Raw genomic sequence first — 23,348 nt, forward strand, 5'->3', positions numbered from 1 at the left:
GATATGGTTCCCTTAAATGAACAACAGGACATATGAACCTATATAAATTGAACTAAACATTTACACCAAACGGAGAGGACAGAAAAAAGCTGAAGAAGCGGAGCGGTCGCCTACAAGCTTTCTGCAAGAAAGCTACATCGGAAGCATACGCTATCCCCGGATTTTCCCCTTTGAGAAAAGGAAATCAAAAAATCTGGGGATAACAGCGATCGGAAGGTTGTTCTGTCATCGAAGTGTGCAGTGTAAATAATCTTTAGTTCAATTTATATAAATAAAGAGAAGGAGGGGATAACTTTGACAGAGAAAGCATCCCTTTTGCTGCAGGAACAGGAGCAGAACATCGCGAGGGCTGAGAACGGTGTTCAATCTGAATTAACATACGATGCACGCAGCTTTTTCCTAAACGGAGAGCGTGTATTTCTGAACAGTGCAACGATCCATTATTTCCGTATGCCAAAGGAGGAATGGCGTGAGGTTCTGCTGAAGGCGAAGCTGGCAGGTATGAACTGCATCGACACCTACTTTGCGTGGAATGTGCATGAACCGGAAGAAGGACAGTGGTCCTTTGAAGGGGACAACGATTGCGGAGCATTTCTGGATTTGTGCGCGGAACTGGGCATGTGGGTCATCGCGCGTCCGGGTCCGTTTATCTGTGCAGAATGGGATTTTGGCGGTTTTCCATACTGGCTTGGTACGAAGGACGGCGTGAAATTCCGGGAAAATAATGAGACGTATCTGCACTATGTGAATTTGTATTTTGACCGACTTGTGCCGATCATTCGGAAACGCCAGCTGTCTGCCGGGGGTCCGGTCATTCTCGTGCAGGTGGAGAATGAGTACGGGTATTTGATGGATGACGCTGCTGCAAGTGACCATATGAATACGCTGAGAGATGGATTGTTGCAACGTGGCATTGACGCTACGCTGATCACTTGCGTTGGCGGGGCGGAAGGCACAATTGAAGGGGCTAATTTCTGGTCAGGTGCTGACGGGCATTATGAGAAACTCCGAGCCAAACAGCCGGACACCCCGAAGATGGTCACGGAATTCTGGACCGGATGGTTTGAGAATTGGGGAGGACCTTCAGCCATTCAGAAGACAGCGCCTTTGCTGGAGAGACGCATCATGGAAATCCTGCGTGCCGGGTATACCGGAATCAGTCACTACATGTTCTATGGTGGCACGAACTTTGGTGGATATGGCGGCAGAACGATGGGTAGCAGTGATATTTTCATGATTACGTCCTATGACTATGATGCACCGCTGAACGAATATGGACGGGTGACACCGAAATATGCAGTAACCAAGAATTTATCCTATTTCGTCCATGCTTTCGGGGCCCTTCTGATGGAAACAGAAGAAATTCCAGAAGAACAGATCGTTGTACGTCATCCTGAAGGCATATCTGTACGAGGCAGACAGGCTGACAACCAGAAGATTTGGTTTCTGGAGAGTCACAAGGATGAACGCGAGACAATGCACATTACGCTGGAGGAAGGCCGGACTCTTCCCGTATCGGTGAATCCAGGTCAGATTGTTCCGTTGCTGGATCGAGTACAGATTGCTGAACACGTATACCTGACTGCGGGTACGATGATTACGGGCAATGAAATGATAAACGGAGAATTAACCCTGTTCATCGTGGCCGCTGCGGGACAGCGTTCTGTTGTTGAACTGGAAGCCGGGGCATTGAATGTCACGGGCAGTACGGTGCAAGTGCTGGTCGAGCATGATTCAGCAAGGAACGTATACCGCTTCGATCTGTTTCATTTCCAAGAACCGGGAACAATCCAACTGGAAGCAAACGGCACACCGATCCGTTTCATGATTCTAGATCAAGAAACGATGAATCGAACATGGCGATTGGAAGCAACAGAACAGAAGGGACTTCGTTATGTGATCGGCTTCGATGATGTAGACGTATTGCCATCCGGCCAGGTCAAAGGCATGATCTCTGACCCGGATCGGACAATTACGCAGCTTGGTGACTGGGCCGATGGAGAACGGGCGTTCACAGGTCACGAGTTTCTCGTCAGTCAGGAGTCCATCCCTGGAATACAGCAGCAGCTTCCATGGACATCGCCAATTGCACCGACGTTATCTGATTCTCCTGAGCTGTCACTTATTACGTTAACTGCAAAGCAACGCTCGGCGAGTGGACAACCGGAAGACTTCTCCCGGTATGGACAAGATTTTGGTTATCTATTGTACGAATGCGATTTCGAAAGTCCAACCGAAGGAATTACGAGTCTCATTTTGCCGGATATCCAGGATACCGCCAGAATCATCGTTAATGGTGTTCAGCAGGCATTAGTGCGTCAGGTAGGGGCAGCAGGTGTGGAGTTGCACATGGCCAAAGGAAAGAATACACTTCAGATTCTGGTGCAGCATATGGGCAGATTGAACTTCTCCCCGTATCTGGGTGAGAGCAAAGGTTTGGCTGGTGCTGTGTATCTGAATGGCCAAGTTCAGGATATTCGTCGGGATTGGCATATGGAGAGTGGACTTGTGCATCTCGATGAGGTTAACGCTATACATGGGGCGCCACGTATCAGCAGGAGCTTTAAGCTGGATGGCATGGATCGCGCGATTCTTGTGGGTGCCTTGAGCAAAGGTCTTTGTATCAATGGCATCGAAGTTCCAATGGAGGGATATCAGGATTGGTTTGCCTTCCAGACGTTAGACATATCTCTGTATATCAAGCCCGGAGAGACGAATACACTGGAAATGCCGTATAGCCGTTCATTACTGAATCGACTGGAACTGATCACGTATCCAAGTCAGGGCGAACTGAAGGATTGGCGTATGGCAGGGACGGATGCATTGCTTCCCCAACAATGGGAGAGATACGAGGTAGAACAGGAAGCGTTCCATCCTGGACAGGGATCAATCCAGCGTGCAGGACAGCCTGGTATCGCCTCAGGTGGCAATTGTACTGCCAATCTGGTGACCGTTACCTCGGACGATGGGATCTCAAGTGTTATGGTGAGCGAGAAGTCTCACTCTACATCTGGTACCCTCCGAGCACAAGACTCGTACGGTCAGCCCGTTTGGTACCGCTGGCGTTTCACCAAGCCTACCCTTTCCGAGCACCATAAGGTGAACTTGATGCTTCGCCTGACTGGGATGAGCAAAGGAACCATCCACTTGAACGGACATCATCTGGGTCGTTACTGGCAGATTGGTCCGCAAGAGGATTACAAGATCCCGGTAGCCTGGCTGCAGGAAGAGAATGAATTACTTTTGTTCGATGAAGAAGGTAAAACACCAGAACGTGTACGTTTTCTTTTAGATGGGCCATCCCGTTATCCATGGGTTGTTTTGAAGTAGCTCATGTATTGATCGTTGGCTGTCTTATTGATTGATTTAGAGATGTAAGGGAGCGATGACTGGAACGAGATCGTTCGAGTTTGAAGCAGCCTTTTATTGTAATGGACCAGGATTAGAAAATAGCAACACATGACGCAAAAGTTTATTTTTACCGCAGTCATACCCCCTCATTTTCTTAGCCAGATTGACCTGGGTTTGTGAATCTTGGGATTCGGTCTTGGGAGTGAGTTCGGCTAAGGGGATGGGGAACTGTGGTAATCAGGTTTGTGCAATAAGCAGAGGGAACATTTGTGGCACGATTATTTGTAAACGTTTACATATATAAAGAGTGTTCATCCATGATCTGTGAAGGGAGTGATGCTTCATGTAATTGGAATTTGAACAGGTAGTCGTAAGGTGTGTTATAGAGGTTGACTCCAAGATAACGTGTATTCTGCCATAGGGTATGTTAAGTCTAATTAATTATTCCATTTAATCATGGATAAGGAGATGACCCAATGTTGACGAAGAAGGAAGAGGGGATAGGAATAGGAGTTGAAAAGTCCAGCGGTTTCAAGGCCGGAATGATCCTGCTGATCGGAACATTGCTTCTATTAACGATGTTATTCCCCAATACAGCCAGAGCAGCGACAAGTGTTTATACGATATCCGCCTTTACGAACACAAGTGAGTCCAATATGTATATCTATGAATCGTATAATGCGACCCACTATGGTTTGCTGAAAGGGCCAGCCTATACACCTCCGGCCAATCTGATTCGCGATCCCAGCATCATGAAGCACACAGATGGTCTATATTACGTCGTTTACACCACGAACTGGTCGGGTAACACCATCGGCATCGCCTCCAGCCCGGATAAGGTAAACTGGACATTTGTCCGTAACATTACATTATCCACACCGACCACAATCGCACACACCTGGGCACCAGAATGGTTCAAAGACAGCAACGGCAGTCTGAACATTATCGTGTCCCTTTCACCAGGCAACTATGAGAATTTCAAACCATATGTCCTCACAGCTTCAGGTAGCAATCTAACATCTACCTCATGGTCTGCCCCTACTGAACTGGCGGGCATTGCTCCCAATTATATCGATACGTTTATCGTGAAGACAGGCTCAACCTATCATGCTTTTACCAAAAACGAGACCACCAAATACATTGAATATGCGACATCCACCTCGCTAACGGGTCCTTATACCTTCAAAGGCACAGGGGATTGGGCAGGTTGGGGATCTTGGGTGGAAGGTCCGGCGCTTGTTCAGCTGGATAATGGTTCATGGCGAATCTACTTTGACGGCTATGCGACACAAAAATATTACTACAGCGACTCTGCTGACAACTTCCAGACTTGGGGTGCCAAGCAAGAGATTGCAGGTCTTACCGGACTGGTCCGGCATATGACCGTATTGAAAGAGTCCGGACAACCGGGTGATATCCGCAAGCTGGAGTCCTTCAATGTACCTGGCAGCTTCATTCGTCACTACAACTATCAGGCACGGATTGATGCCAATGTCAGTCCGGCGGAGGATGCACAATTCCGTATCGTTCCAGGTCTGTCAAATGCAACAGGCATTTCGTTTGAGTCCATGAATTATCCGAGTTATTTCCTGCGCAATAATAATGGCAGCATCACACTTGTGAAAAATGACGGCAGCGCTACATTCCGAAATGACGCCACGTTCAAACGTGTAAATGGACTTGCTAATGCTAGTTGGACATCGTACGCGTCATTTAGTAACCCGAACCTGTATCTGAGACATTACAATAATGTGCTGAAATTGGAAGCTGTCGTTACCGCACTAGATAAGTCAGACGCGACCTTCAGAGAGGTTGCACAATAATAGGTATTTATTTTCTAAGTTAAACTATACATTTACACGATAACGGAGAGGTCAGAAATAACTTGAAGAAGCGAAGCGTGCGCCTACAAGCTTTCTGAAAGAAAGCTGCATCGGAAGCATACGCTATCCCCGGATTTTCCCCTTTTAGAGAATAATTAAAAAAATCTGGGGATAACAGCGATCGGAAAGTTGTTCTGACATCGGAGTGCAAGTGTAAAATTCATAAGGAGTGAAGCGGATGAAGTGGTTAAAACGAATGAGCTCGCTGCTGCTGGCAGGAAGTCTGCTAACAAGCAGTTTAGGTCTGGGGACAGAGGTATCTGCTGCAGGAGCATACACGGCTGTTGCCGATCCATCGAAGCAATATCAGACGATGGAAGGATGGGGAACATCCCTCGCGTGGTGGGGCAAAGTGGTCGGAGAATATTCCAATCGGGATGAGTATGTGGAGAAAATGTTCAATGCAAATACCGGACTGGGACTGAACATCCTGCGGTACAACATTGGAGGCGGTGATAATCCATCATCCAATATCCTCGAATATCGCAAAGCCGTTCCTGGTTACCAGCCTTCTCCAGGCGTGTATGACTGGAATGCAGATGCAAACCAACGATATATGCTGCAAGCTGCCAAAGCGCAAGGTGTGAATGTTATCGAAGCTTTTGCGAATTCCGCACCATACTGGATGACGATCAGTGGTAATGTGTCCGGTTCGGCCAATGGTGGGAACAACCTCAAGCCGGATTACTACGATGATTTTGCTGATTACTTAACCGAGGTTGTGAAGCATTTTCGGGATAACTGGGGGATCACATTTGATAGTGTAACTCCACTGAATGAACCGATCTCGACGTGGTGGAAGCAGGGCAATGATCAGGAGGGCATGCACTTTGACCGGGCGGATCAGAACACCATTCTGAGTCAGCTACAAGCTTCGTTGAATGCGAAGGGCCTGTCCACGAAGCTGAGCGCACCGGAAGAATACAGTATCGATGATACCAATGTGTCGTTCAACAGCTACGGCAATGCAGTTAAATCAGCGATCACTCAGATCAACACCCATACGTATGGCGGAAGCAATCGTACGGCTTTGCGCAACACAGCAACGTCTGCGGGCAAACATCTGTGGACCTCGGAATATGGAGATGGAGATGCAAGTGGACTTACGATGTCACGGACCATCCTCAAGGATATTCGTAATATGGGCGCAAGTGGATGGGTGTATTGGCAAGCCGTGGATAGTGCAGAAGGATGGGGATTCTTCAAGAACGTGTTGAACAATACGCAAACGACCAGTTACACCGTGAACCAAAAATATTATGTCATGGGCAACTACAGCAAATTTATTCGTCCGGGGTACAAGATTATCGGCATGAGTGATGCCAATACCCTTGCAGCCTATGATGCAGCTTCCGGCAAAGTAGTGCTGGTTACAACCAATTCGGAATCGACGGATACAACGGTAACCTATGATCTCAGTCGTTTTACGAATACAGGCACGTCTGCTCAAGTATATCGGACCTCTTCAACAGAGAAGTTGCAGCAACTGACCAATATTTCGGTGCAAAACAAAACCTTTACCGCTACAGCCAAGGCTAACTCGGTCACAACTTACGTCATTTCCGGTGCAACTTACAATGGGGGTACAGGATATGAATCCGGGGCAATCTACAAATTAATCAACCGCAATAGTGGACTTGCACTTGATGTTAACGGTGCTTCTTCTACAGGTGGGGCAACGATCATTCAGTGGAATGATAATGGAGCAGCCAACCAGCAATGGAAGCTGGAGTCGGCAGGTAACGGATATTACAACATCCGCAATGTAGGCAGTGGCCTTTTATTAGACGTGAATTCGAGTTCCACACAAGGCGGAGCCGCTCTGATTCAATGGCAGGATAACGGAGGCAACAATCAGCAATGGCTGCCAATTGATGTGGGAGGATATGTGGTACTTGCGAATCGAAACAGTGGCCTTACGGTTGACATCAATCAAGGGTCTCTAACCGCAGGTGCCTCCACGATTCAGTGGGCCGACAATGGCGGGGCCAATCAGCAATGGAGCCTAGTCAAAGTTAATTAATGTGAGTACGCATGAAATAAACGTTGTTACGTGTCCTTCTTTCTTGGAGGTGCAGTGCTCTAAGCGACACTGCACCCTCAAGGAAAGTAGCTATTTTAGACATACATATATTCATCCACCCAGCTGGTACTTAACGAAAACGGGATAGGGTGAACCTGCTAATATCCTGATCCGTGTGCCCTGTTTGCACCAAGTCGGATAGAATCTGCCCAATGGCACTTGCAAACTTGAAGCCGTGACCGGAGAAACCGCCTGCGAGCCACACACGTTCATGGGCAGGGTGTCGGTCGATAATAAAATCTTCATCCGAAGTGAATTCATACTTGCACACACTACCACGTTTCAATTCCCCGGCTGCCTGAGGCATATGAAGTTCGAGCAGCCTGCGCAGATCCCCCTCGTCCGTTTCTTCCGTACCAAAAGGAGCCATTGTACTTCCTGGTGTCCACATTTGGCCCGTATCATGACGACCCATCTTCAGACCTGATCCGCCAATGCTTGGAAATCCATAATATGTACCTTCTTTTCCTGCCAGTGTAAAACCGGGGAAGTGTGCCTCGCCATACAAGGCTTCTGGTGCATCAAACCATCCAACCGTTTTACGCACTGCCTGAATTGGGAGATCCACAAAAGGTTTTAATGTCTGAAACCAGGCGCCAGCGCTCAGGATGATTTGATTTGCATGGTATGTCTCACCACCTGAAGTCTGAACTGCAACGGAATGGGGTCCGTATTCGATATGCTCCACAAGCGTGTGCGTTAACAAGGTGGCACCGTGAGTCTCGGCTGCTTTGCGGAAGGCACGAATACAGGGTTCACTATACAGATAACCCGCATCAGGCTCATACATGCCCTCGTAATGTTCAGGTATTGTAATACCTGGCCAGCGTTTCATCACCTCGGCTGCGTGCAACGTTTCATACCGAATACCTGCATCATCTGCATGGCTCAATCGGTTGTGGAAGGAATGAATCTCTGGATCAACCACATTTATTACACCGGAAGGAACAAACAGTTGGTCTCCGGTCGTTTCCTCCAGCTCGTGCCATAACTTCTGTGCAAGTAATGCCATGGCAATATAGTCAGGCCCACCACTGTACACATGGCGCATCAGTCTGCTATCCCCGTGATGACTTCCTTCCGTATGCGGAGGATCAAAGGCATCAATTAATAAAGTTTTGCATCCACTGCGCGATAGATAATACCCAGCACTCATACCCATGGAGCCGGCTCCAACGATAATAACGTCATATGATTGTGTGATAATAGCACGTCCTCTCCTTATCAATCCTTTTCTACAGTAATGCCTTAATAGAACATATTAATAGTAAAAGCTTGATGAAGGCAAGTGTAGTAAAATGGACTTCTACAATAAATGTTGGCAAAGGAGACCAAGCATGAGTGAGCAATTTAGGTTTGATCTATTTCCATTAATTCAGACAGAACGATTCATCCTCCGGTCGGCAGAGGCTGGAGACAGCCATGATCTGTTGGAGTTATATTCCGACGAAGCTGTGGTTCAATATATGCCATTCACTCCCTTTGAATCCGTGGAGGATGCACAGGGTGAGATGAACTGGTATACGAAGATTTTCAAGGAACACACGGGTTTACGCTGGATGATTGAAGACCGTGAAACTCGTAAAGTGATCGGAACCTGCGGGTTCCTGAACTATGAAGATGTACATAACCGTGCAGAGATTGGATACGATTTGCGTTCCTCTTTCTGGGGCCGCGGTGTGATGACGGAAGTGGCACATGCTGTGTTACATTTTGGATTCACAAGCATGCAGCTTAACAAGATCGAAGCGAAGGTTGAACCGGAGAACGAGGCGTCAATTCGCCTATTAAACAAGCTTGATTTTCAACAGGAAGGTGTACTGCGGCAGCATGAGTTCGAGAAAGGCAGATATATTGACCTTGCGGTGTTCTCCAAGTTACGAAGCGATATATAGGCATGCTAACCCTATAAGGATTCCAATGACTCCGAGCCGTAAGGCTTGTCCCTCTGAATGAGCCCATGCTATATTGGAGAGATGTGAGGAGATGAGGATATGAAGCTGGTGTCCTGGAATGTGAATGGCTTAAGGGCATGTGTGACCAAAGGATTTATGGATTATTATCAAGAGAGTCAGGCGGACATTTTCTGCCTTCAGGAGACCAAATTGCAAGCCGGACAGATTGAGATGGACCTGGGGGAAGATGTTTATCAATATTGGAATTATGCGATCAAAAAAGGATATTCCGGTACGGCTGTATTTAGCCGAATCAAGCCTATATCCGTTCGTTACGGGATGGAGGAGGACAGCGAGCCGGAAGGACGGATGATTACACTGGAGTATGATGAGTTTTATCTGGTGAACGTCTATACCCCTAACGCGAAGCGGGATCTGACCCGGCTGCCTTATCGTCTGGAATGGGAGGATCGATTCCGGGGGTACATTCTGCAATTGGAGCAGACTAAGCCGGTTATCGTCTGTGGTGACCTGAATGTGGCTCATCAGGAGATTGATCTGAAGAATCCGAAGCCCAATCTGGGTAACTCGGGATTTACCCTTGAAGAGCGTGGCAAGATGACCGATTTGCTTGCTTCTGGTTATGTGGACAGCTTCCGCCATCTTTACCCGGATCGTACGGATGTGTACAGCTGGTGGTCTTATATGCCGAAAGTCAGAGAACGGAATGTGGGCTGGCGCATTGATTATTTTCTGGTATCCAATCAATTGGCACCTAAGGTGGCAGATGCGCATATCGACTGCCATGTGATGGGCAGTGATCATTGCCCGGTGGGTCTTACTTTGCAACTATAGGTAAAAGGATCATCGTGAGATAGATTGAGGTAAGAGTTTTAGAATACAAGTATAGATGAACTGCAAGTTTCCTGAATGGGAGATTTGCAGTTTTTTTGCGTCACAGGTAGGGGAGGGACACTGGACTTTGGTTGGGGAAAGAACTGGACTCGGGATTGTTTCAATCCCGCTATTTCTTGGGTACGATTGAAGCATACATATATAGATGAACCTTTGGATAAGGGGTAGAGAAGATGAAGAAGGGGTTACGGAGAGGGTTAAAAGTGCTGGGAGGCATCATGCTTGCCACAGGACTTTTGCTGCTGGCAGGTACAGCGTATGAAGCGTATCAATCCACGCAGGATATGAAGTCCTATCCCCCGCCAGGCAAGTATTATGAAGTGAGTGGTCGCAACATGCACCTCTACACCGCTGGCAAAGGAGAGGTAACCGTGGTGTTTGCCTCAGGCTGGGGTACACCTAATCCGTATGTGGATTTCAGTCCGCTATATGACAAGTTGAAATCACAGGTAAAAATTGCGGTATATGATCGGTTCGGGTACGGATACAGCGACTATACGGATGAACCTCGTGATGTTGATACCATCTCGGAAGAGATCCACCAATTGCTGCGAACATCCGGTCAACGTCCACCTTACATTATGGTCGGTCACTCCCTAGGTTCGCTGGAGACACTGCGGTTTGCGCAAAGGTATCCTGATGAGGTGGCTGGCATGGTCATGATTGATGGCGGAAGCCCAGAGTATTACAGTCGTACGGACCTGAATATACCGGAATGGATGATGGATTGGTCCCGTTTTCTTGTGAAAACAGGCATCGCACGAACATTGCTGCAATCGGATCGCATGATGGCATCTCTGGTCATTGACCCAAATCTAGTAACGGAACCGATGAAAAAAGCCGTCACGATATCCACGCTGAGACATGCGTACAATGACAATGTCATGGAAGAGGTTCGGAATTCCAGAACAAATGCTGCGTGTGTGCTTGAGAACAAAACAAAGTTTGATTTTCCCCTGACGATCCTGACAGCGGGTTCGGAGGAGTCGGATGAGGACAGCCAGGCATGGCAGGCCGATCAAGCGGGTTTTGCTTCATGGTCAACACACGGAACACAGCTGACGGTTCCACAAGCGACACACAGTATCCACAACAGTCAACCGGATATTGTCGCTGCTGAGATCATGAAATTAGTGACACCGTCCAGTGACCTATGAGTAACATGATTCCACAAACACATGATGAACAGGATGAGGAGGAGGGGTGGATGAAAAAGTTTAGAGTGATCACCCGCTTCCTATCCATTCTCGTAGCCAGTTGTTTATTGTCTTTAAGTGTATTATCTGTATCTGTGATATGGGTTAAGAATAATGTTCATGCGGTGCCTGTAATCCAGTCGTTTGAACGTGATTAGCACATAAAATGAAGAAGAAGGAGTGGTAACGGATGGTGAAGAGAAGGAAATATGTATTGGCCTGTGCGGCACTGGCGATGATGGTGGCCTTGAGTGCTTGCAGCAGCGCGGCAGACGAACCGAGTGATACTGAGAAGGTGGACACTGAGGTTTCCTCCGGAACTGGTGAACAAGCGACTGATGAAGGTGCAAGTGAAGCAACAACAAGTGCAGTGACCGAAACGGAGGGTACGACTGCACCAACCGACTCGGACTCGGTTAGTAGTGAGGAAGCCGCTGCTGGAACCAATGAGTTGCCAGAGAACTTGCCAAGTGATTTCCCATTGCCGGAAGATGCAACGATTCGTTTAGCCAATTCGGGTGAGAACGAAGGCAAGCAATCGGCCATGGTGATTTTCTCCACTGAACAAGATATGAAAACCGTATCCCAGCTGTATAAAGATTACTTCAAAGCCAAAAAGTTGACGGATGCAGGTCAGACGATCGATGACAAAAATATTATTATTCAGGGAACTGACCCGGAAACGCAGGATGTCTGGTCCTTGATTGGAGGAACATTGGCAGGGCAGGAAGGCGTCATTGAACTGACGTTGACCTGGACAGAAGCAGAAGCATAAGATATTGGCTATTGTTCTTTTCTGCTTTCTTTCTTCCTGAAATAACGAATGAACGCCATAATACCTTGCATACGGAGCCGCATTATTGCTGCACCGCTGCAAGGTATTTTTATTTCGAACTGGAAACCTGACAGGTTACATGGTATGTTATATCATTATAATAGAGTAATAGACAACTATAGAAGAAGACAGGAGAGGATTGAACATGATTAGAGTGGGTATTGTTGGTTACGGTAACTTGGGTAAAGGTGTAGAGAAAGCCATTTCCCAGAACGAGGATCTGGAACTGATTGCTGTGTTTACACGTCGTAATCCGGAGCAGATGGTTGCTGAAAGCACAGAAGTACGTTTTGAGCATATCTCTGCAGCGGAGCAATACATAGGCAAGATTGATGTTATGATCCTCTGTGGTGGTTCTGCAACCGACCTTCCAGAGCAAACACCAGCCATCGCCAAGTTGTTCAATACGGTAGATAGCTTCGATACACATGCGAAGATTCCTGAATTCTACAAAGAAGTTAATGCTGCGGCAGAGCAAGGCGGTCACGTAAGTGTCATTTCCACAGGTTGGGACCCAGGCTTGTTCTCCATGAACCGTCTGCTTGCACAGTCCATCCTGCCAGAAGGAAAAGAGTACACGTTCTGGGGCAAAGGTGTGAGCCAAGGCCACTCGGATGCTATTCGTCGTGTTCCAGGCGTTAAGGCGGGTGTACAGTATACTGTACCTGTTGAAGAGGTAATCAACCGTATTCGTGCAGGGGAGACACCAGAGCTGTCTACACGCGAGAAACATCTGCGTCAATGTTATGTGGTAGCAGAAGATGGTGCTAATCAGGATGAGATCCGTGAAACGATTGTGTCGATGCCTAACTATTTTGCAGATTACGATACAACTGTAACATTTATTAGCGAAGAAGAATTGAAATCCGAGCATGAAGGTATGCCGCATGGTGGATTTGTTATTCGCAGTGGGGTTACGGGTGCAGGTCAAAAGCAAATTATTGAATTTGGTCTGAAACTCGACAGCAATCCTGAATTTACAGCAAGCGTACTTGTGGCATATGCAAGAGCCGCACAACGCTTGAGCGTGGAAGGACATAAGGGAGCGAAAACGGTATTTGATATTCCGCTCGGTCACTTGTCTCCGAAATCGGCTGAAGATCTTCGCCGCGACTTGTTATAATTCTGATTTGTTCCAGTGATTTGTATAACAAACAGCTCGTCCTTGGATATATAGGACGAGCTGTTTTTTTGCTGTTGCTGTATACGATTCATACATTCATATGAATTGGCAGGTGCTATCTTGCTTGTATCCCTGCTCGTGCTCTTGTGGAAATGGCACCCTACACCCAGTGTGAGGGAATGTTAAGATGATCCGGCAACTTGGTATTCACATTACCTTTGGCCGCATTAATCTGGGATTGCGTGAGGAAGATGCCACCTCTCAGGTCTGCATCGCCCAGATCCGTATCCCGCAAGTCCGCGCCAATCCAATCGGCATTTCGTGTATCTGCATTTCGGAGATCGGCTGCGATCATTAAAGCCCCTCGGAAGCTTGCGCCCCGCAGGTCAGCCCCTTTTAAGTTGGCACCAAAAAAGTCACTTCCGGTACGTTTTTTGCTCTTCTTCGACTTCCCTTGTCCTTGAGAGGTAGATGGCACATGCGCGCGTACCATCTCACTTGCCTGAACCAAGAGTTGATTCACACTGGACCGATAATCGGCGATGTCCAGACGGAGGAGGGCCGCAGGCTCCAGATTGCTCAAGCGCTCAATCTCCTCATATAACTCACCAAATGCCGAGTGAAGGGATGACGTCTCCGGTCTCATCATCATTTCCTTCATATAACTGAGCAACTCGTGAAGTTGTCGCAAGGCAGGCAGACAATCGAACATCTCGTTTGCAGACTCTGGATGATCACGCCAATCTTTGCCCGCGTAGGTCACTTGGGACAGCTTCTGTCCAGCTCCGAAACAGTCGTATACCGTGCAACCTTTGAACCCTTTCTGCCGAAGCTGGGTATGGATACCGCAGCGATTGTCCGTGCGCAGATTGGGACAGGGTGTGCCGCTGGCTTTATCAAAAGCAAAGTCAGATGACTTGCCATAGGGCAAGGCAACACAGCACAGGCCAAAACATTGCTCACAGTCTGCGCTAAGATGAGGACTCGCAGTGCTGGCATATGGTTGGTTAGACAATGTAAACACTTCCTTATAATAGTACAAATAGATGGAATTACGTCAGTACCACTTTACCATTGCCTTACGATTAGAGCAATTGAAGCTAAGGAAAAAAGGGCAGTTACCCAAATAGATGGGAACGCCCTTTGATCATGGAAAATCACGTATTTAAATTAAACTACACCTTGAGCAATCATCGAATCGGCTACCTTGAGGAAACCGGCGATATTCGCTCCGGCTACGAGGTTACCTTCGCAGTCATACTCTTCAGCAGCTTCTACACAGCTGGTGTAGATGTTCTTCATAATGTCATGCAACTTGGCGTCTACTTCTTCAAATGACCAGGACAACCGCATGCTGTTCTGTGACATTTCAAGAGCAGACACGGCTACACCACCAGCATTAGCCGCTTTGGCTGGACCAAACAGTATGCCCGCGCCGTGGAAGACGTCAATGGCAGCCAGGGTGGAAGGCATATTTGCGCCTTCGCCAATGGCCTTCACGCCACCTTTAACCAGCAGGGCCGCAGCTTCTTCATCGATCTCGTTTTGCGTTGCACATGGAAGAGCAATATCACAAGGAATAGACCAGATGCCTTCACAGCCTTCGGTATATGTAGCATGCGGATGTTCTTTGATGTATTCGCTGATGCGAAGACGGTCAACCTCTTTCAGACGTTTCACGGTATCCAGGTTAATGCCTTGTGGATCGTGTATGTAGCCACCTGAGTCACTACACGCCACGACTGTAGCTCCAAGCTCCTGTGCCTTCTGAATGGCATAGATGGACACATTACCAGAGCCAGAGACAACGACTGTGCTGTCTTGGAAGCTAAGCCCCTTGGATTGCAGCATCTCCTTCACGAAGTACACACAGCCGAAGCCAGTCGCTTCCTTACGTGCCAAGCTTCCTCCGTACAGCAGTCCTTTACCTGTCAAAACGCCTGCTTCATGCCCGCCATGGATACGTTTGTATTGGCCGAACATGTAACCGATTTCCCTTGCGCCTACACCAATGTCACCTGCCGGTACATCCGTATCGGAACCGATATATTTGTACAGTTCTGTCATGAAGCTTTGCGTGAAACGCATAACTTCCAGATCCGATTTTCCTTTGGGATCGAAGTCAGAACCGCCTTTACCACCGCCAATGGGCAGACCGGTCAACGCATTTTTGAAGATCTGTTCAAAGCCAAGGAACTTGATGATGCCAGAGTATACAGAAGGGTGGAAGCGAAGTCCGCCTTTGTAAGGACCAATGGCACTGTTGAATTGCACCCGGAATCCACGGTTAACCTGAACTTTGCCCTGATCATCTACCCATGGGACACGGAATGTGATTACACGTTCGGGCTCAACAAGCTGTTCCAGCAGACTATGGTCCCTGTATTTGGGATGTGCTTCAATTACAGGAATAAGGGAATCCAGAATTTCTTTGACAGCCTGATGGAACTCGTCTTCATGCGGATTTCTGGCGACAACCGACTCATAAACGGCATGAACATATTCTGCGGCAGTAACTTGAACGGACTCTGTAGTTTCTTTTGTTATCGTGGACACTTTTTCAATGCACTCCTTTATTGTGTTAAAGTCTTCGGATGCTTATTTGCATAAATTGAATAAAAGTTTGTAGTTAAATATACAGTAAAGCAAATAAAAATACGAGATGAAAAACCATAAAATGTTTTTTATGCAGTAATTAAAATGTTCTATGGATCTACCACATGATGTGAAGAATTAAGTTATTAAATGGAAGATATGACCACAAATGATAATAAAAAAGCAAGTTAGACGAATATACTGGATTAAAATATTAGTTTTGGTAAGATGGTAAGAAGGTCTCGTATCCCGAGGTCTTTTTATAATAAAAAGGAGGAAAACAAGATGATGAAGAGAAACATGCCAATCAACATGGAGAACAAGGCTTGTATAGGGGGTGAAATCTATTATGAACCATAGGACTTCCCGCCATAATTGCAGAGAGAAGCTGGTGAGCCAGCTATTTACATTCGGTGAAGAGAAAAGAACATTTCTCGACGCCTATTTCGACGTGCGCGATCCAGAGCGGATACAATTGGAAAAACAATTGTCGGCATATACGGAGTATGTGGAAAAACTGCTTCTGGGCCCTGATGAAGATCTGGACTCAGCTGTATTGATCGGTAGTCATATTGATTTTGAATATATCGATTTTCATACATCAGATTCGTTCATGATTGTCATGCCAGAGGATACCAATCCTGATGAGGGGCGTATTTCCTTCCTCTCTCCAGTAGGGAGTCAATTACTGCTTGGCAGTGTAGGGGAAGTTAGATCTGTTCATACACCTTCAGGTTCCATGAGAATCCGCATTACGGGGATCGAGCTGAGGAGCGAAACCTTGAACGAGCCGGCCCTAGGGGGTGCAGATCATGCACTTTAAAGAGACGGACTTACCAGGGATTGGACGTAAATACTGGCTGCATACCCGTAGTGGTGAGCACTTGGTCATTGTGATCCATAACGACGAGCGACGTGACCTGTTCCATATGGAGTCAGGGGATACGCCTGAAGAGGTGGGTGATATGGTCTCCCTTGTCACCCTGGACGATGATGAAGCCCGGGCGGTAGCCGCTATCGTTGGTGGTATGACCTATAAACCGAAGTTTCAGGATGAGCGTGAAGTGATGCTTGAAGGGCTGTTAATCGAATGGCTGCGGATTGAGCCTCACGCCGCAAGCGTAGGCATGACGATTGGTGAACTAGATATCCGTCAGGCTACGGGCGCCGTAATTCTCGCTGTTGTGACCAAGGATAAGGAGAAGCATTTTAATCCAGGCCCGGATTATGCTTTTACCGCTGGAGCTACAATTGTAGTTGCCGGTGAACGGAATCAGATCAAACATCTCAAACAATTGTTGACTGATGGACGGACTTAGCCTATGGATATGCTCATATTCGAAGTGGGAATTGCCGTTGCGCTGATTACACTTACTGGGCTGATATCTTCACGATTACGATTTTCGGTCATTCCTTTCTATATCCTGATTGGTATGGCTGTTGGACCACATGCACCACAGATCGGCATAGTGGATTTACGTTTTATCGAAAGTTCAACCTTTATTGAATTTATGGGCAGGCTTGGCATTTTGTTTTTGCTATTTTATCTGGGTTTGGAGTTCTCAGTCTCCCGTTTATTAAAGTCTGGTAAAGCCATTCTGACCGGGGGAATGTTCTATGTAGGCCTGAATTTTGTCTCTGGATTGCTGTTGGGGTGGTTCATGGATCTGCCCCTTCAGGAGACACTTGTTGTCTGCGGGATCATGACCAGCTCTTCTACAGCCATTGTAGCTAAAGTGCTCGTTGATCTGAAACGTACGGCAAACCCTGAAACAGAGATTATTATGGGCATGATCATGTTTGATGACTTATTCATCGCGATTCATATCTCCATCCTGACCGGGCTTGTGCTCAGCGGGGCAACTTCATTCTTAAGTGTTCTGTTGGTATCGCTGTCTGCCCTGCTGTTTATTGTGCTGTTCCTGATTATTGGCAGGAAAAGCATCAAATATATTGATAAAGCACTGAATATCAAGTCATCAGAGTTGTTTCTGCTTACCGTCATGACACTGCTCTTCCTGGTGGCTGGTTTCTCGGAGACACTGCACGTAGCGGAAGCTATTGGAGCGTTGATGATGGGACTTGTGCTGGGCGAATCAAGACATGTCAGTCGGATTGAACATCAGATCATGCCTTTCAAAGATTTTTTTGGTGCAATTTTCTTCTTCAGTTTTGGCCTGACCATCGAGCCGTCTTCACTTGGCGGAGCTGTTGGCATGACGATTATTGCTGTTATTCTGACGATCGCCAGTAACTATGGTGCAGGTATGATCGCTGGCAGACTGGCTGGAATGAGCCCTAAGGCCTCGTTGAATGTGGGCTTTACCCTGGTCTCGCGGGGCGAATTCTCCATTATCATGGCGAACATCGGCAAGGCGGGAGGGCTCATGGCATCCATCCAATCGTTTGCCGTGTTGTATGTGTTAATTCTGGCTGTGCTGGGGCCTATCCTGACAAAAGAATCTCCGCGGATCTATGCTCAGTATGCGCGGCTAAGGAAGCGGATGAAACGAAGGGAAACGGGTTGAGTCAAATGCTGACTGTCCTTGGACAGACCGGGTATTCTGACCGTAGTGTTTAATAGGCGTCACACCATTCGGAGAGCGAAATTACTCCGGGGTGTGGCGTTTTTTTATTACTGGGAACCCATCCAATACAGGCTTGTTATTATATCAATTTCACCAAATTATGGTATGTATCCATATCTTGTGCGTGGTCGTGAATGTTCAAGTCCACGGGCAGGACTATAGTTGTGATTTGGTATAGAGGGATTGAAAATAAACAGTTATTATGTAAAATAATGTTATATTCAAATCTAGCAGTTGAATGGATATTTTACACGAGAACGGACGAGGAGGAATAGCTCATGAACAAGAAAAGTAGATTTCAACGGTTAAAATGGGCCGGTACAGGGATGTTGCTCAGTCTCGTATTATTTGCTCTACCTGCATCTGCTGCATGGAACGATACATATCAGGGTTACGCGACGTATACAGGCTCAGGCTACTCGGGAGGTGCGGTGTTGCTTGATCCCATCCCGGCGGACATGAAAATTACTGCACTTAATCCGTTCCAACTCAATTATAACGGTGTCAAAGCCGCTTTAGCAGGAGCCTATCTCGAGGTGCAGGGTCCTAAAGGCAAAACAACCGTCTATGTAACAGACCTTTACCCAGAAGGAGCCAGCGGAGCACTAGATCTCTCACCGAATGCCTTTAACCTGATTGGTGACCCAAAGGCAGGCAAAATCAATATCAGTTGGAAAGTGGTCAAAGCTCCAATTCAAGGCAACGTCTCCTATCGGATCAAGGAAGGCAGCAGTCAGTGGTGGGCAGCCATTCAGGTTCGTAATCACAAATACCCGGTGCTGAAGTTCGAAGTGAAACAGAAGGATGGTACGTGGCTCAATCTTGAAAAGCAAGACTATAATCATTTCCTCGGAACCGGACTGGGCAAAGAAAAACTAAACGTTCGTATTACCGATATTCGCGGTCAGGTATTAAATGACACGATCCCGGCTCTGCCTAATGATGGGTCAGGCGGTGCATATATCGTACCGGGCAATGTACAGTTTCCCGATTGACAGATATACGGAAGGTGTTATAAAAAGAAGTATGGTCATAGACGTATTCTTAACGAAAAGTCGTACACTGTACGGCTTTTTTTTGTATACGAAAAGAGGAGAATGTACCGTATGAAAAAAAGTTTGCCTTCATATCAGACAACACATCCCTATTGGAAACAGTATCAGGCCTTTTTCCCGGAAGAAGTGAGGTTAGGAGAGCATACAGCTCCTGAGGAAGAATGGTGGGAGTCAAATGGGGTTCATCTGCATATCGATCGCTTGCCTGCGTCGGAGTCTTCAATCAAAATTCTGTTCATTCATGGTGCGGGGGGCAATGGCAGGTTGCTCGCTCCGTATGCCCGCATGTTGCAGCGACATGGATACGAGGTGGTATCGCCAGATCTTCCGCCGTATGGGTTAAGTTACGCAATGTCTGGTACACGTATTAACTACGAACTTTGGATAGAGCTACTTGTGTCACTCATCGAACGGGAACACAAAAAAGATGGCAAGCCAATCGTTGTATTGGGAAGTAGCATCGGAGGTATGCTTGCCTATCATACCAGTGCACGCAGCAAGCGTGTTAAGGGTTTGATCGTAACTACATTTGTAGACACGAGTAATCCGGAAATGCGTGACCAGCTTGCGCCGAATCGTCTAGTAAGCCGGGCGGGAAAACGGATGATGGATCTGTTCCCAGGTCTGCTGGATCATGTACGTATTTCGGTCAAGCAGGTATCCCGGATGCAACTGATTACCAATAACAAGGAATTAACCCGGCTTATTATGAATGATCCACAAGCGGCAGCCACACGTATTCCGTTGGAACTGTTAAGAACGTTCCTTAATAAGGAGCCGGAGGTAAGCCCGGAACAGTTCAACCAGTGTCCGGTCCTGTTGGTTCACCCTGAACTGGACCCCATGACACCAATCAGGTTCAGCCAATCTTTTTTTGATCGTCTGGTGGTGGACAAGGAATGTGTGATCTTGGAAGGGGCAGGCCATTTTCCTATAGAGCAGCCAGGACTGAACCAGTTGGAGGTAGCGGTACTATTATTTTTACAACAAATTCAATGATGACCACAGGCTACTACACTGCTTCGCATAAGATAGTTTACATATCCTTAGTACGGAAAACACCTCCCATTAAGGGAGGTGAATTTGAATGTTTTTGATATGAATTGCGCTACCACCAACCTGAATCTGTGTGATTTCATTAGAGCTGTCCAAAGTTAATCTGGCTCGGATCTCAGAGGGGCGGTTCATGATATACCCTTGTCTGATCATGTACGTGTGAAGATGAGGATCTGTAAGCTGGTTGTACTGGGATAAATAACAGAGCATGGCACCATTGGATGTGCCCGTCGCGCTCTCTTCCGGTATATCATAAAGCGGTGCAAAATTACGGCATTCTGCCAGGACGTCCTCAGCATCTGATTCGAGTGTAAACACGTGATAACCTATGGCATGATGAGTCTTGCTTATTTCAGCGATACGCTGGAAGTCAGGATCGATTTTGGTTAGAACATCAACATTTTTAACAGCTATCATGATATCGGGTAACCCGGTAGACACAATCTGTACAGGTAGTTCGGAATGTAAATCCTCCATAGTAATGCGTAATGAGTCAGCAATCTGCTGACGGTCCACGATCTCCCCAAACTCTGGCAATGTCTGTGACAGATAGACTTCTCCATTGACTTCGATAACGACTTTAAGAATTCCCGCCAGTGTCTCCAATGTGTATGTACCAACATCAACGAGCTGCTGTGTCTTCATTAGATAAAATAAAGCAATCGTGGCATGCCCACAGAGATCGACTTCATCACTTGGAGTGAAGAAACGCACTTTGAAATCAGCCTGATCCGATGGCATTACAAATGCAGTCTCTGAAAACCCGACTTGTCGGGCAACCTCCTGCATCTGGGAATCAGACAAATGCGTAGCTTGTAAAACAACACCTGCGGGGTTTCCGCCAAGAGCCTTGTCCGAAAATGCATGTAATGTACTTACTTCAACTTCCATATCGTTACCTCGCTTGTTCAAGTATTGGATTCAGTATTGGATTAAGATTTAACATAATCGATAATCGACATTATATCACGATTGTTGAACTGGATCGTGAATCCCAGATTGCTATGATTTTTGGAATGAATAGGTCAAGTGACCGCGGGAAAAGGGTAATGAAAGGAGAGAGAGCATAACGTTAATCCAATGGAAAGGCTGGGATCTCTAATGAAAGCAATTGTGATTGAGGAATTTGGTGGAGCGGAACAATTGAAGGAACAAGAAGTAGCCAAGCCAGCGTGTGGAGTCAATCAGGTGCTGATCCGAACACATGCCACGTCGGTTAATCCGGTGGATTTCAAAATCAGACAAGGTTATATGAAAGAAGCAGCGGAGAATTTTCCCTTGATTCTGGGCGGCGATGTTGCAGGTACTGTGGCTGAAGCAGGCTCGAATGTCACGCGGTTCAGAGAAGGAGATCGGGTATTTGCACGTCCGCGTCAATTCGGAACCTATGCAGAATATGTTGCCGTCGATGCAGACATTATTGCCCGTATACCGGAGAAATTAAGCTTTGAGGAAGCAGCAGCTATCCCGCTGGCTGCGATGACGGCTTGGCAGGCCCTAGTGGATCATGGACGTTTAGCCAAAGGGCAGAAGGTACTCATCCATGCTGGTGCAGGTGGTGTGGGAACGTATGCGATTCAGATTGCCAAGTCCCTCGGCGCTGAAGTGGCTTCTACGGCGAGTGATTCAAACGAAGGGTTACTTCGCTCGTTGGGAGTGGATCATTTTATCAACTATAAAAAAGAAGATTTCTCGGAGATTCTCTCCGGTTATGATGTTGTACTGGACACCATGGGCGGTGATATTCAGCGCGACAGCTTCAAGGTGTTGAAGTCCGGCGGGCATCTGGTATCCTTGGTGGAACAACCGGATGAGAAACTTGCCAAGGAAGCTGGAGTAACGGCCAATGTCTTCATGATGGAGCCCAAAGGGGATCAACTGGATCAGTTGGCTGAACTGGCTGCGGAAGGCAAGCTCAAATCGGTTATTGATGGAACGTACCCGCTAACTCAACAGGGAGTAAGGGAAGCACATGAGAAGAGTGAAACCCATCATACCCGCGGGAAACTGGTTATTCAGGTGCAATAGAATTCATTAACTCGTAGAAGTATGTGGACTCATGAGTCTGATATAGATTGTACCAGGTCTGTAAGGTTTCTGGTGCAAAGACATCCAGCTTTTTCAGTACATGCATAGTAAATTCTAACGGAGCTATTCCAGTTGCAGTAACTACATTTCCATCGGTTACTGCTGGCTCCGTTTGATAATATGTTTCTCCCGTATAATCTGGGCATATCATCTTCAAGTAATCTAAATCATTGCTTGTATGCTGTATGGAGTGCAGTAATCCCGTCTTTGCAAGTCCAACCGTGGCACCACAAATTGCCGCAATAACCGTACCTTTTTCTATAGCGTCAGTAACTTTTTTTAATAAAGGATCATGGATGGTGTCCATCCAGGTGTTTCCTCCCGGAAGAATGATGACATCGTCACCGTTCAATGTACATTCATCAATAGAAATATGAGGAAGGATGTTCAATCCTCCCATGGTAGTTACCGGATGTTTATCCACGCCTACGGTTACGACCTGTAAAGGCTTGATCTCTTTCCTGAAATACCTTCCCGAGTTCAATTCAGCAGTTAGATATCCTACCTCCCAGTCTGACATCGTATCAAATACATATAGATATACGTTCTTCGTTTGCATCATACATGCTCCTTTTGTTTTCATGATTGAATGGATTACTCTTGTATTATAAATAAACTTCACTGACAACTACGGTCAGTGAAGTTTTAAAATTTGAAATTTATAGCCCTAAGAACTAATATAGGG

Annotated in this window: 20 protein-coding genes; 15 read left to right on the forward strand and 5 right to left on the reverse strand. The window is 46.9% G+C overall.

Annotated elements, in window-relative coordinates:
- Positions 1-294 precede the first annotated feature (294 nt).
- The 3 genes from MKX68_RS19120 (at position 295) to MKX68_RS19130 (ending at position 7,257) form a co-directional block, all read left to right on the forward strand.
- Positions 295-3,330 (forward strand): beta-galactosidase, encoded by a 3,036-nt coding sequence (locus tag MKX68_RS19120; RefSeq protein ID WP_340913713.1) that lies wholly within the window; start codon positions 295-297, stop codon positions 3,328-3,330.
- Positions 3,331-3,827: 497 nt separating this feature from the next.
- Positions 3,828-5,174, forward strand: coding sequence for a glycoside hydrolase family 43 protein (locus MKX68_RS19125; protein ID WP_340913716.1), 1,347 nt, complete (start codon positions 3,828-3,830; stop codon positions 5,172-5,174).
- Between the two features lie 238 nt (positions 5,175-5,412).
- A complete protein-coding gene (locus tag MKX68_RS19130; RefSeq protein ID WP_340913718.1) occupies positions 5,413-7,257 on the forward strand; it encodes an RICIN domain-containing protein in 1,845 nt (614 codons plus the stop codon).
- A 130-nt stretch (positions 7,258-7,387) separates the two neighbouring features.
- Here the strand turns inward: MKX68_RS19130 and solA are convergent, their stop codons facing one another.
- Positions 7,388-8,521: an N-methyl-L-tryptophan oxidase gene (gene solA, locus MKX68_RS19135; protein WP_340915449.1), complete on the reverse strand. Its 1,134-nt coding sequence runs from the start codon at positions 8,519-8,521 to the stop codon at positions 7,388-7,390.
- A 133-nt stretch (positions 8,522-8,654) separates the two neighbouring features.
- Between solA and MKX68_RS19140 the strand changes: the two genes are divergently transcribed.
- From MKX68_RS19140 to MKX68_RS19165, 6 genes are all read left to right on the forward strand, one after another.
- The gene (locus MKX68_RS19140; RefSeq protein WP_340913720.1) at positions 8,655-9,212 is read left to right on the forward strand and encodes a GNAT family N-acetyltransferase; all 558 of its coding nucleotides are present in this window, start codon (positions 8,655-8,657) and stop codon (positions 9,210-9,212) included.
- A 99-nt stretch (positions 9,213-9,311) separates the two neighbouring features.
- The gene (locus tag MKX68_RS19145; RefSeq protein ID WP_315370838.1) at positions 9,312-10,067 is read left to right on the forward strand and encodes an exodeoxyribonuclease III; all 756 of its coding nucleotides are present in this window, start codon (positions 9,312-9,314) and stop codon (positions 10,065-10,067) included.
- Between the two features lie 233 nt (positions 10,068-10,300).
- Positions 10,301-11,284, forward strand: coding sequence for an alpha/beta hydrolase (locus MKX68_RS19150; RefSeq protein WP_340913723.1), 984 nt, complete (start codon positions 10,301-10,303; stop codon positions 11,282-11,284).
- Positions 11,285-11,334: 50 nt separating this feature from the next.
- Positions 11,335-11,481 carry a hypothetical protein gene (locus MKX68_RS19155; protein WP_165980244.1) on the forward strand — a complete coding sequence of 49 codons (147 nt, stop codon included), beginning with the start codon at positions 11,335-11,337 and terminating at the stop codon, positions 11,479-11,481.
- 32 nt (positions 11,482-11,513) lie between these two features.
- Complete coding sequence (locus MKX68_RS19160) at positions 11,514-12,098, forward strand: hypothetical protein (protein ID WP_340913724.1); 585 nt, start codon at positions 11,514-11,516, stop codon at positions 12,096-12,098.
- Positions 12,099-12,303: 205 nt separating this feature from the next.
- Entirely contained in the window at positions 12,304-13,281 is a 978-nt protein-coding gene (locus tag MKX68_RS19165) for a diaminopimelate dehydrogenase (RefSeq protein ID WP_372238418.1), read from the forward strand.
- A 160-nt stretch (positions 13,282-13,441) separates the two neighbouring features.
- Here the strand turns inward: MKX68_RS19165 and MKX68_RS19170 are convergent, their stop codons facing one another.
- Both MKX68_RS19170 and gdhA read right to left on the reverse strand, forming a co-directional pair.
- Positions 13,442-14,296, reverse strand: a complete 855-nt coding sequence (locus tag MKX68_RS19170) for a pentapeptide repeat-containing protein (protein ID WP_340913727.1) — start codon at positions 14,294-14,296, stop codon at positions 13,442-13,444.
- 155 nt (positions 14,297-14,451) lie between these two features.
- Positions 14,452-15,828 carry an NADP-specific glutamate dehydrogenase gene (gdhA, locus tag MKX68_RS19175; protein ID WP_445671123.1) on the reverse strand — a complete coding sequence of 459 codons (1,377 nt, stop codon included), beginning with the start codon at positions 15,826-15,828 and terminating at the stop codon, positions 14,452-14,454.
- Between the two features lie 397 nt (positions 15,829-16,225).
- On the opposite strand from gdhA, the gene MKX68_RS19180 reads away from it, so the two are divergent.
- The 5 genes from MKX68_RS19180 (at position 16,226) to MKX68_RS19200 (ending at position 20,518) form a co-directional block, all read left to right on the forward strand.
- The gene (locus MKX68_RS19180; protein ID WP_338588175.1) at positions 16,226-16,699 is read left to right on the forward strand and encodes a GreA/GreB family elongation factor; all 474 of its coding nucleotides are present in this window, start codon (positions 16,226-16,228) and stop codon (positions 16,697-16,699) included.
- Positions 16,689-17,195, forward strand: a complete 507-nt coding sequence (locus MKX68_RS19185) for a cation:proton antiporter regulatory subunit (protein ID WP_036617317.1) — start codon at positions 16,689-16,691, stop codon at positions 17,193-17,195. Before MKX68_RS19180 ends, MKX68_RS19185 begins: the two co-directional genes overlap by 11 nt.
- A 3-nt stretch (positions 17,196-17,198) precedes the next feature.
- A complete protein-coding gene (locus MKX68_RS19190; RefSeq protein WP_127550026.1) occupies positions 17,199-18,404 on the forward strand; it encodes a cation:proton antiporter in 1,206 nt (401 codons plus the stop codon).
- A gap of 338 nt (positions 18,405-18,742) precedes the next feature.
- Entirely contained in the window at positions 18,743-19,459 is a 717-nt protein-coding gene (locus MKX68_RS19195) for an expansin EXLX1 family cellulose-binding protein (RefSeq protein WP_017687038.1), read from the forward strand.
- Between the two features lie 111 nt (positions 19,460-19,570).
- On the forward strand, positions 19,571-20,518 hold the full coding sequence (locus MKX68_RS19200) for an alpha/beta hydrolase (RefSeq protein WP_340913732.1): 948 nt from the start codon (positions 19,571-19,573) through the stop codon (positions 20,516-20,518).
- A 69-nt stretch (positions 20,519-20,587) separates the two neighbouring features.
- Here MKX68_RS19200 and MKX68_RS19205 read toward each other — a convergent pair whose 3' ends face one another.
- A complete protein-coding gene (locus MKX68_RS19205) occupies positions 20,588-21,466 on the reverse strand; it encodes a PhzF family phenazine biosynthesis protein (RefSeq protein WP_340913733.1) in 879 nt (292 codons plus the stop codon).
- Between the two features lie 210 nt (positions 21,467-21,676).
- On the opposite strand from MKX68_RS19205, the gene MKX68_RS19210 reads away from it, so the two are divergent.
- A complete protein-coding gene (locus tag MKX68_RS19210; RefSeq protein ID WP_340915450.1) occupies positions 21,677-22,603 on the forward strand; it encodes an NADP-dependent oxidoreductase in 927 nt (308 codons plus the stop codon).
- Here the strand turns inward: MKX68_RS19210 and MKX68_RS19215 are convergent.
- The gene (locus MKX68_RS19215) at positions 22,587-23,222 is read right to left on the reverse strand and encodes a type 1 glutamine amidotransferase family protein (RefSeq protein ID WP_340913734.1); all 636 of its coding nucleotides are present in this window, start codon (positions 23,220-23,222) and stop codon (positions 22,587-22,589) included. The genes MKX68_RS19210 and MKX68_RS19215 overlap by 17 nt on opposite strands.
- Positions 23,223-23,348: the final 126 nt, after the last annotated feature.

Origin of the sequence: Paenibacillus sp. FSL M8-0212, from assembly GCF_038004645.1 — a bacterium.
Taxonomy (GTDB): Bacteria; Bacillota; Bacilli; order Paenibacillales; family Paenibacillaceae; genus Paenibacillus.